This window comes from Pseudoalteromonas sp. A757 (genome assembly GCF_004103285.1).
Taxonomy (GTDB): domain Bacteria; phylum Pseudomonadota; class Gammaproteobacteria; order Enterobacterales; family Alteromonadaceae; genus Pseudoalteromonas; species Pseudoalteromonas galatheae.
Genome location: NZ_QNQN01000066.1, coordinates 122,565 through 138,401, shown reverse-complemented (window position 1 = coordinate 138,401; position 15,837 = coordinate 122,565). Strand labels below are relative to the sequence as shown.

Below are 15,837 nucleotides of genomic sequence, written 5' to 3'. Positions count from 1 at the left end.
GCTTGATGAAGCTGGCTTAGACTGCATTAAGCAATTTGCTTTTCCGCAAGGCATAGTTCCATGGTCGCCTTTAATAGCCTATAAAGGTTTATCGACGCGTCAATTTCTTCTTTGCGGTTTGTTAAGCTCTCAATATTTAAGCCCAGCGAAATATCTAGATGTGAGCAGCTTTTTAAGATTTGATCTAGATTCTCTCTACAAATACGAATTGACTCACTTAGTGTGTTTTCTGCATCTAACATGCGCCATTTGGTTGCTTCAGGTACTGAGATCCCCAGCCACTCCATAAACTGCAAGGTCTTTTCTCCACCACATGGAGTAAAGGTAAGAATAATGCGTTTTGGTGTTTGCCCTTGCTGTTTACAAGTGCGGGCATAACTTGTGATTAGATCTATGGTTGCCTGAGCGTCATACACCGCTTGTGATACAAAGAACTGGCAGCCTTGCTCTGTTTTATCAATTAATCTTTCGTGTTCATTGCGCTTACTGGCGTGACGTTCTGCGATGGTTACACCACCCAAGAAAAAGTCATCTTGGTGATGCTTCAATACATCATAGGCTTCAGAAAGCGGTAACTTAATATCGCCTTGTGAAGACGGACTGCCCACTAATACTAGATTGTTTAACCCATATTGCTGTTTGGTGCTGCTTAACCAATTGCCAAAAGCTTCACTATCGCGCTGTGCCACACTTTTATACGTAATTACATCAAGGTGTGATAATTCGCGGATCAACTGGCTATATTCACACGGATCAACGGTGTGCTTAAAAGGAAATGGACGTGGTACTTGAGTACGGCTGCTTTCATCTTGAATGTCATAGATGATCACGCCGTCGTATTCAATCTCATGTAAACGACCCAAAAGCTTAGCGGCAATTGATTTTAACTGCTCTGGGTCAGTGCCAATCTTAGGTGGTGTGGTACCAATTAAATATACCCCTTGGTTAGGGTCAATGATTTTCTCTTGAAGCGTTAAAGCCATAATCCTCATTCCACAAAAGCATTTCTGTATCTCTTTATTAATATAGCAGCCATTTAGACGTCTAGATAGATTTTTTAATGAAAGAATTTCAATAATTATGAATTTATCTCAAGCACTCTAATCAAAATTTCATATTTGTTTACACATTAGGATGGTAAATCACCTTGGAAATTAGCGAATTAGTATGGCTTTGGGGCATAATCAGGAGGTTTACTAACGTAAGTGAACACGACTTACTTAGAATAAAAAATATGATTAGGACCAAATTCATGAAATTCAAATTACTAGCAACCAGCTTTGCCGTAAGCTTAGCGCTTAGTGGCTGTGCAGCGACGAATTCAGACCAAGCTCAACAGTCAGCTGTAAGTACTCAAGCTGCCCAATCCAATAAAGTATTCGCCCAAGATTATGTTTTGGAAGAGCTAGAAAACGGCCTTCGCGTCATGGTAGTTAAAACTAACTATCCTGATGTGGTATCGCTACAAATTCCGGTTTCTGTTGGTTCGCGTAATGAAGTAGAAGCGGGTAAAACCGGCTTTGCTCACTTCTTTGAGCATATGATGTTCAAAGGCTCAGAAAAGTATCCACAAGACGTTTATTCGGACATTTTGAAAAATTCAGGTGTTGATAATCGTGCCTACACCACCAATGACTACACGAACTACCACCTAAATTTCTCGAAGCAGCATTTAGATAAAGTATTAGAAATCGAAGCGGATATCTTTCAAAACCTGACTTACAGTGAAGAGCAGTTTCGTACCGAAGCACTAACCGTGAAAGGTGAATACCTTAAAAATAATGCCAGTCCAATTCGAAAGCTACTTTCTGCGGTAAGAAAAGAAGCATTTGACAAACATACCTATAAACACACGACAATGGGCTTTTTTGAAGACATCGAAGCAATGCCAGATCAAATGGCCTATGGTAAAACCTTCTTTGAGCGTTTTTACAAGCCAGAATACGTATCGCTTGTTATTGTGGGTGACGTAGATCCAAAAGAAACCATGGCTATGGTGAAAAAGCATTGGGGTAATTGGAAAAAGGGTGACTACCAAGCTGATATTCCTGTTGAGCCAAAGCAAGAAAAAGCGCGTTATGTTCACGAAAAATACGATGGCTTACCGGGCCACTGGTTGCTAGTTTCGTATAAAGGCGCTGCATGGGAGCCGAAGAAAAAAGACCGTGCGGCACTCGATCTCATCTCGCAGCTGTATTTCTCTGAAAACTCAGCGCTGTATCAAGAGCTTGTGGTAGACAAACAGCTTGCAAGCCAAATGTTTACTTATAATCCTGAAACCAAAGACCCTGGTCTTCTGCATGTTTTCGTTAAAGTTGAAGACGAAAAAGATTTGGCAACCGTGCGTGATGCAATCAATAACACTTACGCAAAAGCACGTACCGAGCTGGTAGATGAAAACAAACTTGCTGCACTTAAATCAAACCTAAAGTACAGCTTTATTAACGGCCTTGACTCATCACAATCTATTGCTTCGACACTCGCGCGCTATATGCACTTTGAGCGTGACCCTGAAGTGATAAATGAGCTATATGCAAGTGCTGATAAAGTCACTGCAAAAGATATTCGTGATATTGCCAATAAATACTTTGTGGACAGCAGCCGCACCACGGTGACTATGTCTGCACTTGAGTCTGTTTCTGGTTTTGATAAGGAAGTTAACTTAGATAAATTAGTCGCAAAAATGGACAAGCCAGTTACGCGTCATTTCAACGTGTTAGACAAGACCAATAATTCACCGCTGGTAGATGTGAATTTTCTTTTTTACACAGGTGCTGCCGCAGATCCTGAGGGTAAAAAAGGTCTTGCTGCGCTTACTGCGGCTATGATTGCCAAGGGCGGAAGTGAGTCGCAATCATACAAAGAAATTCAAAAGGCGCTGTACCCGATCGCTGGTAGCTTTGGTTATCAAATCGATAAAGAAATGATTTCTTTACGTGGTCGTATTCACAAAGACAATGCTGATCAATGGTATGGCATTGTGAGCCAGCAGCTCTTGAGCCCAGGGTTCAGAGAAGATGATTTTAAACGTCTGAAAAAAGAGCTAATTGATGGCATCAAGGCTGGTTTGAAAGCGTCAAATGATGAAGAGCTAGGTAAAGAAGTGCTTTATCACGAGCTGTACAAAGGCCATCCATACGAAAGCTATAACTTTGGTGATTTATCAGACTTGGAAGCAATTACTCTAGATGACGTTAAGGCTTTTTACGCTCAGCAGTTTACTCAAGCTAAACTCAACCTGGGTATCACAGGTGCACTCGATAAACAGCTAAAAGAAGCGATGTTTAACGACCTTGCGGCTTTACCTAAAGGCGAAGAAGCGCGTTTACAAGTGCCTGATGCCCCTAAGTTATCTGGTCATCATGCAACCATCGTAGAAAAGAATGCAAAATCAACAGCGGTCTCTTTTGGTTTTCCAATCGACACGGTTCGTAGCAGCAAAGATTGGGCTGCGCTTTGGTTAGTGCGTTCATACTTTGGTGAGCACCGCAGTTCAAACAGCCACTTGTACCAGCGTATCCGTCAGGTTCGTGGTATGAACTATGGTGACTACGCTTATATTGAATACTTCCCTCGTGGTATGTTCCAAACTAAGCCAGATGCAAACCTAGGTCGTAGTGAGCAAATTTTCCAAGTTTGGTTGCGCCCACTTCGTTCTAACAACGATGCCCATTTTGCAACGCGTACGGCATTGTTTGAACTCGATAAGCTGATCAAAGAAGGGATGAGCCAAGCAGACTTTGAAGCAACACGTAACTTCTTAATCAACTTTGTGCCGCAAATGGTGGCGAGCCAAGATAGGCAGCTAGGTTATGCACTTGATAGCCAGTTCTATAATACCGACGAATTTGTTGCCTATGTAACAAAGCAGCTAGCGTCGCTGTCTGTTGAAGATATCAACCGTGTTATCAAAGAGAATTTGCAAACCGAAGATATTCACTATGTGTTTATCACAGGTGATGCGAAAGATATGGCGAAGCGTCTAAGTGCTGAGCAGTCATCTCCTATGACTTATAACACGAAAAAGCCTGACGCATTACTGGCTGAAGATGCTGAAATTGCTACATACCCGCTCAATATTCCAAGTAAGAATATTAAAACGTTAGATGTAGAAAAAGTGTTTGAATAGCTATTATTCAGCTTAATAAAAAATGGCGGCTAAAAATTTAGCCGCCATTTTTTTGTGTCAAAACCACGCGTAGTTTTAGGTTATGGTGTTGAACCACTCCACTGCAGCGGCTATCCAAATTAACGAACTAATTAATAGTGTCAATGTTACGGCCGCTGATGCCATATCTTTTGCACGACCAGATAGCAAGTGGTGCTCGGTACTCACTCTATCTGTCAGCGCTTCGATTGCCGAGTTGATAAGCTCGATGACTAATATCAGCAATACGCTACCAACCAATAAGGCCCATTGAGCAATACTTTGTGCCAATATGATTGATAAAGGAAGACTCACCACCAGTAACCACGTTTCTTGTCTAAATGCCGACTCTTCTTTGTATGCCGCTTTCATTCCTTTCGCTGAGCAATGCGTTGCTTTTATTATTCGCGCAAGCCCTGTGCCATTTGGTTTGTTGGTATCCGTTGTCTTGATCTTTATCGACATATTCGCGATCCTGCGTTGGTAGTGTTCAATGGGGCGTTATTATACGAAGATCTGTCTAGTTCGACAGTACTAAATTGTAAGAATCTTTGGTCTAATTTGGTGTATTTAAAACGGCATTAAAATATGTTGGTTATTAGATATAACCAAGAGTTTGAAGTCTGATTTTTTATAATACATGACACTTAATGACTCTAAGCGTTACACTATGAGCAGTATCAGTATTATCGGAAGTTTGTCACATGAGACATGAGATTTGGAATAAGTTACGCGAAGAAGCCAATGAATTGGTTGCTCGCGAACCATTACTTGCTAGTCACGTTTACTCGAGTATTTTAAATCACGAGTGTCTTGGTTCTGCATTAAGCTTTATCGTTGCAAATAAATTGGCGGATGCCGTGGTGTCAGCATTTACAATTCGTGAGCTATTCGATCAAGCCTTTGTGCACTGCGATACCATGCTGACTCATGTTGCACATGATATAAAAGCCGTTAAAGATCGCGACCCGGCTGCCGATAGTTATCTCAACGTAATCTTAAATCTGAAAGGTTTTCATGCAATCCAAGCACATAGATTGGCATACTGCCTCTGGCGTCAAGACAGAAAGGAGTTGGCTCGCTTTATACAGAGTAGAACCTCTGAAGTATTTGGTGTTGACATCCATCCTGCTTGTAAAGTCGGTCATGGTATTATGTTTGACCATGCGACTGGTATAGTTATTGGTGAAACCGCAGTTATTGAAGACAATGTTTCTATCCTGCAATCAGTCACACTGGGTGGTACGGGTAACGAGCAGGGGGACCGTCACCCGAAAATTCGTGCCGGCGTATTGATTGGTGCGGGTGCCAAAGTACTTGGCAACATTGAAGTAGGAGAGGGCGCTCGAATTGGAGCCGGTTCCGTTGTGCTTAGCCCTGTTGCACCGCATACCACTGTGGTGGGCGTTCCAGCTAAGGTGGTTGGTAAGCCGTCGTGCCCATGTCCTGCAGAGAGTATGAACCAAAACTTCTTAGAAGACGATGATAGGCTCGAAAATGAGTCTATCACTTCGGCGATGCTGTAAGGTTATTAGATTAAAAATGGGGAAATCACTTCCCCATTTTTATATCCTCTTATTGGGTTGCTTTTACCGTAGACACCACCTCACCATCAGCAAGTTGTGTGATTATCGGCTTTTCTGGGTCGACATCCGCCACAGACTTAATCACTTTATCTTCCTGCTTGGCAATACTATAACCCCGAGCTAACACCGCCAGTGGGCTGACGCTGTCTAGTTTTGCGCTTGATACCGCGAGTTGATGTCTTTGTGTGTTAAGCTTTTGCTCCATTGCATACTGCAACTTATCACCGAGTTGTGCGACCAATTGCTTGAATTGAGCGATCCTTTGCTCTGGATGTAATCGGTCAAATCTATGCTGCAGTAGATGAAATTGCGATTGCTTTTGACGTAAGTGATGGGCTTGAGCACGAATTAATCGCTGTTCTAATTCATCAACTCGCTGTGTTTGCTGCATTAGTTGATTTTTAGGATGTTGTAGCTGCAGTCGGGCTTCAAAGTTTGCCAAACGCTGTGATGCACCTTCAAGGCGACGTTTAAAAGCTTGATTGAGATATTGTAGTAACTGTGAAGTACGCTGTTTTAGCGCTTCAGAGTCTGGGCTCACTAATTCGGCGGCCGCCGATGGGGTTGGCGCTCTGATATCTGCGACATAGTCGGAAATGGTAGTATCTATTTCATGCCCTACTGCGCTTATCACCGGAATTAAGCTGGCAAAAATGGCCCTTGCGACTGGCTCCTCGTTAAAGCTCCATAAATCTTCTAATGAGCCGCCACCTCTACCAACGATCAATACGTCTACCTCGCGCCTAGCATTCGCCTGAGCGATTTGTTTGCAAATCTGCTGCTTGGCTTCATCGCCTTGCACTAGGGCTGGGTAAATAACGACTTGTAACTGTGGGGCGCGACGTTTGAGTACAGTCAAAATATCCTTGATGGCAGCGCCTGTCGCTGAGGTGACGACCCCCACGCGATTAATGACACTTGGCAAAGGCTTTTTGTGACTAGCCGAAAACAGGCCTTCTGCGGCTAGCTGCATTTTAAGGGCGTCAAACTGTTGCTTGAGCAAACCTTCACCGGCAGGGGCCATTTGTTCGACTATCAATTGATAGTCGCCTCGAGGCTCATACACTGACACTCTAGCTTGTACCATTACCTGCTGACCGTTGGCTGGGCGATGGTTACAATAACGATTATTACCTCGCCACATGGCTGCTTTTATCTGGGCTTTGTCATCTTTTAGAGAAAAATACCAATGCCCTGAGGCCGGAGCAACAAAGTTTGAAATTTCTCCGGTGAGTTGTACAGAGGCAAAACCTTGTTCTAAGAGCGCGCGTATTTCTCTGTTAAGTCTTGATACAGAATAGGTTTTGTTATTATTGGGGTATCCCATGTTGGCCTCCATAAAAAATTCACAGTCACTTTATCACATTTTTTGCTAAATTTTATTTACTCCCATAAGGAACGCTGATAAAATTCGCACGCAATTCCTTATACTCAGTTCACTTGAGAGAAGCCGCGAACATGCTAAGAATTGCAAAAGAAGCCCTTACCTTTGACGACGTACTTTTAGTACCAGCTCATTCAACTGTTCTTCCTCACACCGCAAACCTGAAAACGCGTTTGACACGTGGGATTGAATTAAACTTACCGCTTGTTTCCGCTTCAATGGATACAGTGACAGAAGCGCGCCTAGCGATCGCTCTGGCACAAGAAGGTGGTATTGGTTTTATCCACAAAAACATGACTATCGAAGAGCAAGCTCGCAACGTACGTAAAGTTAAGACGTATGAAGCGGGTATTATCTCTTTCCCTGTGACAGTTACTTCTGATCTTACCATTGCAGAAGCAATGGAGCTTGCACAGGACAAAGGGTTCTCAGGTTTCCCGGTTGTTGGTGCAAACAACCAACTTGAAGGGATCGTGACTAGCCGTGATATGCGTTTTGAAACTAAGCTAGAAAAAGCGGTTTCAACGGTCATGACCAAGAAAGATGACTTAGTGACAGTAAAAGAAGGGGCATCTCGTGAAGAGATCCTTGGCCTAATGCACGAACACCGTATCGAAAAGATCCTTGTGGTTGATGACGCATTTGCACTAAAAGGCATGATCACTGTTAAGGATTACCAAAAAGCGCAAGATAAACCAAATGCATGTAAAGATGAGCAAGGCCGTCTTCGTGTTGGTGCTGCTGTTGGTGTTGGTGCTGGCACTGATGAGCGTATTGCTGCTTTGGTTGAAGCGGGTGTTGATGTACTACTAATCGATACTTCTCACGGCCATTCTCAAGGCGTTATTGATCGCGTTAAAGCAACGCGCGAAACTTATCCAGAACTACAAATCGTTGCAGGTAACGTAGCAACAGCTGAAGGCGCAATTGCATTGGCTGATGCTGGTGCAGACGCCGTTAAAGTGGGTATTGGCCCAGGCTCTATCTGTACTACTCGTATCGTTACAGGTTGTGGTGTACCACAAATTACTGCGATTTCAGACGCAGTAGAAGGCCTAAAAGGTCGTGATATTCCAGTGATTGCCGACGGCGGTATCCGTTTCTCTGGTGATATCGTAAAAGCGCTAGTTGCTGGTGCTGCATGTGTAATGGTGGGTTCAATGCTGGCGGGTACTGAAGAGTCTCCTGGTGAAGTTGAACTATACCAAGGCCGTTACTACAAGTCTTACCGTGGTATGGGTTCTCTTGGTGCGATGAACCAAAAAGAAGGTTCATCTGACCGTTACTTCCAGAAGAGTGATGCTGCTGACAAACTAGTACCTGAAGGTATTGAAGGTCGCGTAGCATACAAAGGACCGATCGCAACGATTATCCATCAGCAAATCGGTGGTATTCGCAGTGCAATGGGTTTAACTGGATGTGCAACCATCGAAGAATTAAATACTAAGCCGCAGTTTGTACGTGTGACTTCTGCGGGTATGGGTGAGTCTCACGTACATGACGTGCAGATCACCAAAGAGGCGCCTAACTACCGTATGGGTTAAGCCTCAAGGCGTGTTTCTGGGCTAGCAAGTTGCTAGCCCTTATTACTTTTGATAGAGACGCAATGCGGCTTTATCCTGTTTAGTTCCTAACTAACGAGATTATCAATGAGCAAAGATATCCACGATTCCCGAATTTTGATCTTAGACTTTGGTTCGCAATACACTCAGCTAATTGCACGTCGTGTACGTGAAATTGGTGTTTACTGTGAACTTTGGGCTTGGGATGTGACAGAAGAGCAAATCCGTGAGTTCAATCCGCAAGGTATCATTCTATCAGGTGGCCCAGAGTCAACAACGCTTGAAGGTAGCCCAAAAGCACCAGATTACGTATTCGAAGCCGGTGTGCCTGTACTGGGTATCTGTTACGGTATGCAGACGATGGCAATGCAGCTTGGTGGTCAGGTACATAGCTCAGATAAAAAAGAATTCGGCTACGCAAAAGTAGAGAAAGTGGGTGACTGTAAGCTATTTGAAGCGATTGAAGATCACATCGAAGATGGTGCAGGTTACCTAGACGTGTGGATGAGCCATGGCGATAAAGTTGCTAAAATTCCAGACACGTTCAAAACTTCAGCGAGAACGGATACTTGCCCACATGCGGCAATGTCTTGGGAAGAAAAGCGTTTCTACGGTGTACAGTTCCACCCAGAAGTAACGCATACTCAGCAAGGTTTGCGATTACTAGAGCGTTTTGCAATTGATATCTGTGGTTGTGAAAAACTATGGACGCCTGAGCAAATCATTGAAGATGCAATTGAGCGTATCAAAGAGAAAGTAGGGGATGACGAGGTTATCCTTGGGTTATCTGGTGGTGTTGATTCATCAGTGGTTGCAATGCTTATTCACCGTGCGATTGGCGACAAGCTAACCTGTGTATTTGTTGATAATGGCCTGCTGCGCTTGAACGAAGGCCAGCAAGTAATGGATATGTTCGGTGATAAGTTTGGTCTGAACATCATCAAAGTAGAAGCTGAAGAGCGTTTCCTTAACGCGCTTAACGGCTTAAATGACCCTGAAGACAAACGTAAAGCAATCGGTCACACCTTTATTGAAGTGTTTGATGAGCAAGCAAGCCAACGTGTGAATGCGAAATGGCTAGCGCAAGGTACAATTTACCCTGATGTTATCGAATCGGCAGCATCTAAAACAGGTAAAGCGCATGTGATCAAATCTCACCACAATGTGGGTGGATTACCTGAAGATATGGAGCTTGGTCTGGTTGAGCCACTACGTGAACTATTTAAAGACGAAGTTCGCAAGATTGGTCTAGAGCTTGGCCTACCATATGACATGCTTTATCGTCACCCGTTCCCAGGTCCAGGTCTTGGTGTTCGTGTACTTGGTGAAATCAAGAAAGAATACTGTGACTTACTGCGCCGTGCTGACGCTATCTTCATTGAAGAGCTACATAAAGCGGATCTATACCACAAAGTGTCTCAGGCATTCGCCGTGTTCCTACCAGTACGCTCTGTTGGCGTGATGGGCGATGCACGTAAATACGATTGGGTGATCTCACTACGTTGTGTTGAAACTATCGACTTTATGACAGCACGTTGGTCGCATTTACCATACGAGCTACTAGGCCACGTTTCAAACCGTATCATCAACGAAATTGATGGTATTTCTCGCGTGGTTTACGATGTATCAGGTAAGCCGCCAGCGACAATCGAGTGGGAATAAACTTGGTTGTAAAAACCTAACCTAGCTTTCGTTAGATTAATAAAAAGCCAGTCAGTATTTCTGACTGGCTTTTTTATGAATTCTTACTTTCTTAAAAAACCTTGCGGAGGTATTTGGTTTCTTCGCAGTGATGTTTATAGTGATGCTGGCCTGCTATTTTTTGGAGGCCGTGGCTGCATAGCACCTCATTTCACATATATCAAACCGATTATGGTGAAGCTGTAACTTGTTTCTGAACATAAACGTTTTAGGTCGCCGGCTTTATTAGGCGAATTTCGCATAAAAATTTCTATGGGCTAACGCTTGCCTAACCGGCGAAAAATAGCAGGCTACAATTAGCGACAAAGGAGCGCAAGCCTGCTGTTTTGCGTCCTTTGGTTTAGGCACTTGTTAGGTAACCAACTACCCCGACATAAACAGAACCAAGATAGATAACACAAATATTGCATTAGCTTTCCAAACACTGTTCTTTTTTGCGAACTTTAGAACTGATAAACCAGCTAAAATGGAGGTTAGTGTAATGAGAACAAACTTCAAGCTATGCGCAACATATGCTTGGTGTGTTTTATATTTCATTCCACCATTTGACACCATTGCTTCAGATCCGAACCTATATTCTTCAATCATTTTCGGCTGCTCTATAATTCCGAGCATGTAATATTCCCAGCCTACAACTAACAGCAATACCGATAGATAGGCAAAAAGTAGGGAAAATAAAATTTTGCTCAAAGCTCTCATGGTTACCTAACAATTTAGTATTTATGCGACACGCAGTTTGTGTTGCATAATCGCTTGTTGGACTGAGCCGCTACCCGCTCGATGTCTCAGAGTTGGTGTTATTTATGCTAAGGGAATTTGCTTTTTGGAGGCTCTCACTTTCCTAGCTAGTGTATTCAGTTTAGCTAGTGTTATGTAAGCTTTCCCTGCATTGCTCAGCGCTCATTATGTATTCATTACACCTAAATTTACCTTAATAAGCAATTATATTTTTTAGCGTACAGAGGCCGCTAGCCTGAGCAATTAAGCAGGTTAACTAATTGATTTTGAGCAGCTATCAAGCTGCTAACTCGTTCGGTCTACTTTGGTCGGTGTTGCATCTAACTTGAATACGCCAATTAGCCGCAAGATACCTACCTTACAATGCTGACAAGGCCAATTCGGTATCAATGTCACATTTTCTGTCTTTGGCTTCTCTATTTATGCTTTAATGCGTTTTAGAATGTACTGCGATGAGTTGGAGGCACAAGATGGATAGGATTACCTCGGGTCCGCGACGGCTGAGTGTTGAAGAGATACAAGAGCTTCGTCTTGGTATGCAAGACGAAGCTTGGGCCAAAGCTGAACTAAAGCGCCGATCAGCAAAAAATCAAAAAGTTCTGCGCATGGTATAGGTGATGGTATCGAGAACAGGGAGCTTTCTAACTAGCTGCTATGTAGATATATTTTCTTCTGTTGATCTTCAAGTGGGAATAATGACTCTAAAATGAGTTAGCATCAGCTTAAGAAAATGGCCAATATGATAAATATTCGCCATTTTGCTTGTTTTAGAAGCAGTTGAATCAAAAAAGTGATTTTTTCACTTTACCTTTCAAAAAAGCGCTTTATAATGCGTCGACATTGCAGGGGCGTAGTTCCAATTGGTAGAACAGCGGTCTCCAAAACCGATGGTTGCGGGTTCGAGTCCTGCCGCCCCTGCCACTTCTTATTTTGCACTTCGCATATTTTCAAAGTAAACTCCCTAAAAAATTAAACTGCTTAGCTATGAATCCGATTTACGCAAATATTCTCGATATTGTACCGCTAAAGCTAAATTCTACATTTGCACATCTTGACCCTAACGCTGTTGTTGCTACTGGTGTGAATGAGCTTCAGCAGGTCGTTTTACCAGCTGTTTTGTTGCAGGACTTTGAATTGGCAATGGGTAGAAAAATTGAGGTTGTCATGGGCAACACGATTGCACTTGAGAATAATCAGTTAAGTTTGCCGTGTGCACAACTAAGTACAACTCAAAAGCGTGAGTTGTGGCAATTAATCTGGAGTCAGCAAGATGCAAGTTAAGCAAGGTGGTTTACTGCAGTTTCCACTTAATGAGATTATGCAAGTAGAACAAGCCTGTCATGCTTTTCCTTGGAGTGAAAAAACCATGCAGTCTTGCCTTCACGGTCGTTACTTTAACACGGCTATTGTCGATGGTAATACGCTGGTGGGCTTCTACGTTGCAGAGCGTGCGGGCCCAGACTTAACCTTGATGGATATTTGTATTCGTCCTAACTACCAAGGGAAGGGCTACGCGAAGCCATTAATGGAAGATTTATTAGCGCAAGCGGAGACCTTGCAGGCAGAAAATATCTTCCTTGAAGTAAGAGCGTCAAACACTGCAGCAATCGCGTTATATCATCGCTATGGCTTTGTCGAAATGGGCTTGAGAAAAAACTACTACCCGAGCGCGAGTGGTCGTGAAGACGCCATGCTCATGGCTTTACCATTAGCCTAAGTGACTATTATCTGTTGGCTGGTCTATTGATAGTGTATAGCGCATAGCCTCAGTGAGCTTCAGCAAATAGTAATGGCGGTTACTGTTTTGTGTTTTTTGCAAACTTGTTTCTAGTTCTCCTGCGGCTTCATGAATACTCATAAAGCCAAAGCAACCTGCGCTGCCTTTGATGCTATGTGCCAGCGATCTTAAAGATTCCCACTCTTGTGCTTCATAGAGCTTTTGTAATTCATCAAGCTGAGATGGCAACTTTTCAACGTAATTTCGGCTAATCTGCAAGAACTTTTCGGTTTGTAGCAAAACATCCCAAGAAGATGATTTATTATTTTGAATTTCAAGATACTGAAGTAGTAATTTGCCCAATAGCTCTTTATCTATAGGCTTGCCGAGTGTTGCATCACATCCGGATTTAATATGGTTGTCTATATCATGTTTCATCACGTTTGCGGTAAGTGCGATGATTGGTCCATCATACGCAGAATGTCTAAGCATTTGTGTTGCTTCTTCGCCACCCATGACGGGCATCTGCATATCCATTAGGATCAGCTGATAGTCTTCAACCAGCGCCATTTCAACGGCTTCAGCACCGTTATTAGCAATATCAGGAACTATGCCCCAGTTAGACAGTAGCAGCGTAATAAGCTCTTGGTTGTCAGGGTTATCCTCAGCGACTAATACTTTGGCATCGAACTCTTTCACTGCAGCGACCGCTGTTTTATCTTCTTCAGGCTGCTTTCTTCGTTCCAGCGCATTAAGCCAAGTAAATGTGCGGTCACGGAAGTTACCTGAAACTTCAATCGAAAATAAGCTACCAGCACCCGGTTGGCTTTGAACATGAACATCACCACCAAGCAACTGAGCTAAGTTTTTAGAAATACAAAGGCCAAGCCCCGTGCCCCCGAAACGTCGAGTCGTGGTTGTATCTGCCTGCTCAAAAGGTTTAAAAGCACGTTGTAGCTCACTTTGTGACATGCCAATACCTGTATCTTTAATACTAAAGATAAACATCTCCGATTCTGGCTTAAATTCTACTTTGAGGTGAACGCCACCGTACTCGGTAAACTTCACCGCATTTGTCGCGATATTAAGCAATATTTGCTTTAAACGGGTAATATCTGTGTAGAGTTTGTTAGGTAACGGTAGGACAAACTCGGTGGAAAAGTTAAGTAGCTTCTCATTGGTCATTGGCTCAATGATGGATTCAACATCATTGATGAGCGGCATAAGTATGACTTCTGACTCTTCAACATCTAGTTTTTCAGCTTCAATTTTCGAGAGGTCTAAGATGTTATTAATTAGCTCTAGAAGATGTTTAGAGTTCCTTAAAATGGTGTCTAGATGCTGGTTCGCAGTTATTGAGTCTGGATGCTGTATCAGTTGTTCGGTAAAGCCCATAATTGCGGTGAGAGGGGTACGGATTTCATGACTCATATTGGCTAAAAATCGACTCTTAAGTTGGTTAGCCTGCTCGGCTTCAACGATAGCCACTTCAAGTTTTCTATTGGTCTTCTCAAGCTCTTTGGTTCTATCTTCCACTTTTTCTTCTAAGTGTTCTTTATAATCTTCAAGTTCCCTTTGGAAGTTACGAATTTGCCCTATCATATGGTTAAAATCTTTAAACAATATCCCAACTTCGTCAGTATTGTGTTCTGGCAGCGCGACCATTAAGTCGCCATCACCGACTCGTTGGCTGGCTTCACCAAGTAATTCAATAGGATTAAGAAGAAGATTACGTACAACAATAAAGATTAAAATTGGCAAGGTAACAATAGACAAAATAACGATTAACGCGGTGATTAAACTGATTGTTTTGCCAGCCTGATAAAGTAGAGATTTTGGAATAGTAGAAATGTAAAAGTACCCGCCACTCAGTTGCGCGCTATAGGTCATTCTTTCTATATTATCTATGCTACTTATCTTCATTGCATCTAACTGTCCTAATTCAGCAATCGCGCTAATAGCTTCAACTTCGCTGGCACTTAAAAAGTGGCCAATAAGGTTGTTATCTGAACTAAAGAGTACCTCACCATCAATGCTCATCAAGAGGTTGAGTGTGTTGTCATAGGGCGCTTCGAGAATGCTGGTGCTAAGTAAAGAGGGAGAAACCTGAACGACAATGTAACCTTGCTGTTTGGGTTGTTTTAGCTCGTAGTCAACGCTATAAACCTGCTGGACAAAATAGAGTTGTGTCCCTGAGCTGGATGCAACCATAAACTGATGTTGTCGGAGGTTACTCTGCATTATTTGATTCGCAAAAGGGTATAAGTTTGGCGCTTCTCCTAAATTACTGGAGTAAAAGGCTGAGCTGCCACCTTTGGGGGATAACAGGTTGATACTAATAATATCTGGGTAGGCTTCACTATAGCTCGCAAATACATCCATTAACGCACCCAAGCGCCTGGTCTTTTCTAGCCTTTCAAGATTAGCTGAATTGAGAAAGTCACTGAGTACAGGAGAGGTAGAAAGTAGCTTAGTTGTAGATTGATAGATTTCAATGTAATTGAACATCTTTTGCTGTTGTTGCTCTACAAAGCGGCTGACAATAAGCTTTGCTTGTTTTTGTGTTGAACTTGTTACATTAGTAAGTGTGAATCCGCCAAGAAACAGCAAGGGAAGTATCACAAGTGGTGTGATATACCATAGGAGTCGAATACTTAACTTACTTGTTTTCATGGATGACTAGCTACCTTGCTACACGAAATTCAGGTTACAAAAACATAGGCCAGATTATTATCAAAATTGAATTAATTCTCAAACCAATTAGAAAGGTGAAATACCTTCGATTCGCATTGCAAAACCCTTCATTTAGAATAGCCAAACAGTAAAGTTTTAGGCTTTTCTTATATAGATTTAGGTTTCTTAGCGGTAGCAAGACGCGAGAGCGGTGCTACTAAAGCTATTTCCCTACTTCAAATAGCTCATTTACTTAATGCAACTGGTATTAAATCATAAGCACGAAGAAGTGAATACTCAAGTTTGCTCAATTGCGCTGAAAATACGAT

The 15,837-nt window shown here is 42.7% G+C and carries 12 protein-coding genes and 1 tRNA gene; 8 read left to right on the top strand and 5 right to left on the bottom strand.

Annotation, left to right across the window (positions count from 1 at the left end; translation table 11 throughout):
• Window positions 1–26: 26 nt before the first annotated feature.
• Window positions 27–983 carry a methylenetetrahydrofolate reductase gene (locus DRB05_RS09780; protein ID WP_128726778.1) on the bottom strand — a complete coding sequence of 319 codons (957 nt, stop codon included), beginning with the start codon at window positions 981–983 and terminating at the stop codon, window positions 27–29.
• 269 nt (window positions 984–1,252) lie between these two features.
• On the opposite strand from DRB05_RS09780, the gene DRB05_RS09775 reads away from it, so the two are divergent.
• Window positions 1,253–4,129: a pitrilysin family protein gene (locus DRB05_RS09775; RefSeq protein WP_128726777.1), complete on the top strand. Its 2,877-nt coding sequence runs from the start codon at window positions 1,253–1,255 to the stop codon at window positions 4,127–4,129.
• 75 nt (window positions 4,130–4,204) lie between these two features.
• On the opposite strand, the gene DRB05_RS09770 is transcribed toward DRB05_RS09775, so the two are convergent.
• Complete coding sequence (locus DRB05_RS09770) at window positions 4,205–4,612, bottom strand: diacylglycerol kinase (protein WP_128726776.1); 408 nt, start codon at window positions 4,610–4,612, stop codon at window positions 4,205–4,207.
• 239 nt (window positions 4,613–4,851) lie between these two features.
• On the opposite strand from DRB05_RS09770, the gene cysE reads away from it, so the two are divergent.
• Window positions 4,852–5,673, top strand: a complete 822-nt coding sequence (gene cysE / locus DRB05_RS09765; protein WP_095729844.1) for a serine O-acetyltransferase — start codon at window positions 4,852–4,854, stop codon at window positions 5,671–5,673.
• Between the two features lie 49 nt (window positions 5,674–5,722).
• On the opposite strand, the gene xseA is transcribed toward cysE, so the two are convergent.
• The gene (xseA, locus tag DRB05_RS09760) at window positions 5,723–7,060 is read right to left on the bottom strand and encodes an exodeoxyribonuclease VII large subunit (protein WP_128726775.1); all 1,338 of its coding nucleotides are present in this window, start codon (window positions 7,058–7,060) and stop codon (window positions 5,723–5,725) included.
• 131 nt (window positions 7,061–7,191) lie between these two features.
• Between xseA and guaB the strand changes: the two genes are divergently transcribed.
• Both guaB and guaA read left to right on the top strand, forming a co-directional pair.
• Window positions 7,192–8,661, top strand: coding sequence for an IMP dehydrogenase (gene guaB, locus DRB05_RS09755; protein WP_102057463.1), 1,470 nt, complete (start codon window positions 7,192–7,194; stop codon window positions 8,659–8,661).
• Between the two features lie 105 nt (window positions 8,662–8,766).
• The gene (gene guaA, locus DRB05_RS09750; RefSeq protein WP_088529796.1) at window positions 8,767–10,341 is read left to right on the top strand and encodes a glutamine-hydrolyzing GMP synthase; all 1,575 of its coding nucleotides are present in this window, start codon (window positions 8,767–8,769) and stop codon (window positions 10,339–10,341) included.
• Between the two features lie 402 nt (window positions 10,342–10,743).
• Here the strand turns inward: guaA and DRB05_RS22830 are convergent, their stop codons facing one another.
• Window positions 10,744–11,079: a hypothetical protein gene (locus tag DRB05_RS22830; RefSeq protein WP_205125731.1), complete on the bottom strand. Its 336-nt coding sequence runs from the start codon at window positions 11,077–11,079 to the stop codon at window positions 10,744–10,746.
• 509 nt (window positions 11,080–11,588) lie between these two features.
• On the opposite strand from DRB05_RS22830, the gene DRB05_RS22695 reads away from it, so the two are divergent.
• The 4 genes from DRB05_RS22695 (at window position 11,589) to rimI (ending at window position 12,835) form a co-directional block, all read left to right on the top strand.
• Window positions 11,589–11,732, top strand: a complete 144-nt coding sequence (locus tag DRB05_RS22695; protein WP_162499748.1) for a hypothetical protein — start codon at window positions 11,589–11,591, stop codon at window positions 11,730–11,732.
• Window positions 11,733–11,962: 230 nt separating this feature from the next.
• Window positions 11,963–12,039 (top strand) — tRNA-Trp (locus tag DRB05_RS09745).
• Window positions 12,040–12,102: 63 nt separating this feature from the next.
• A complete protein-coding gene (locus tag DRB05_RS09740) occupies window positions 12,103–12,399 on the top strand; it encodes a hypothetical protein (RefSeq protein ID WP_128726774.1) in 297 nt (98 codons plus the stop codon).
• On the top strand, window positions 12,389–12,835 hold the full coding sequence (rimI, locus tag DRB05_RS09735; protein ID WP_128726773.1) for a ribosomal protein S18-alanine N-acetyltransferase: 447 nt from the start codon (window positions 12,389–12,391) through the stop codon (window positions 12,833–12,835). The genes DRB05_RS09740 and rimI overlap by 11 nt, the downstream gene beginning before the upstream one ends.
• Here rimI and DRB05_RS09730 read toward each other — a convergent pair.
• Entirely contained in the window at window positions 12,827–15,508 is a 2,682-nt protein-coding gene (locus DRB05_RS09730; protein ID WP_128726772.1) for an ATP-binding protein, read from the bottom strand. The two genes, rimI and DRB05_RS09730, sit on opposite strands and share 9 nt — an antisense overlap.
• Window positions 15,509–15,837: the final 329 nt, after the last annotated feature.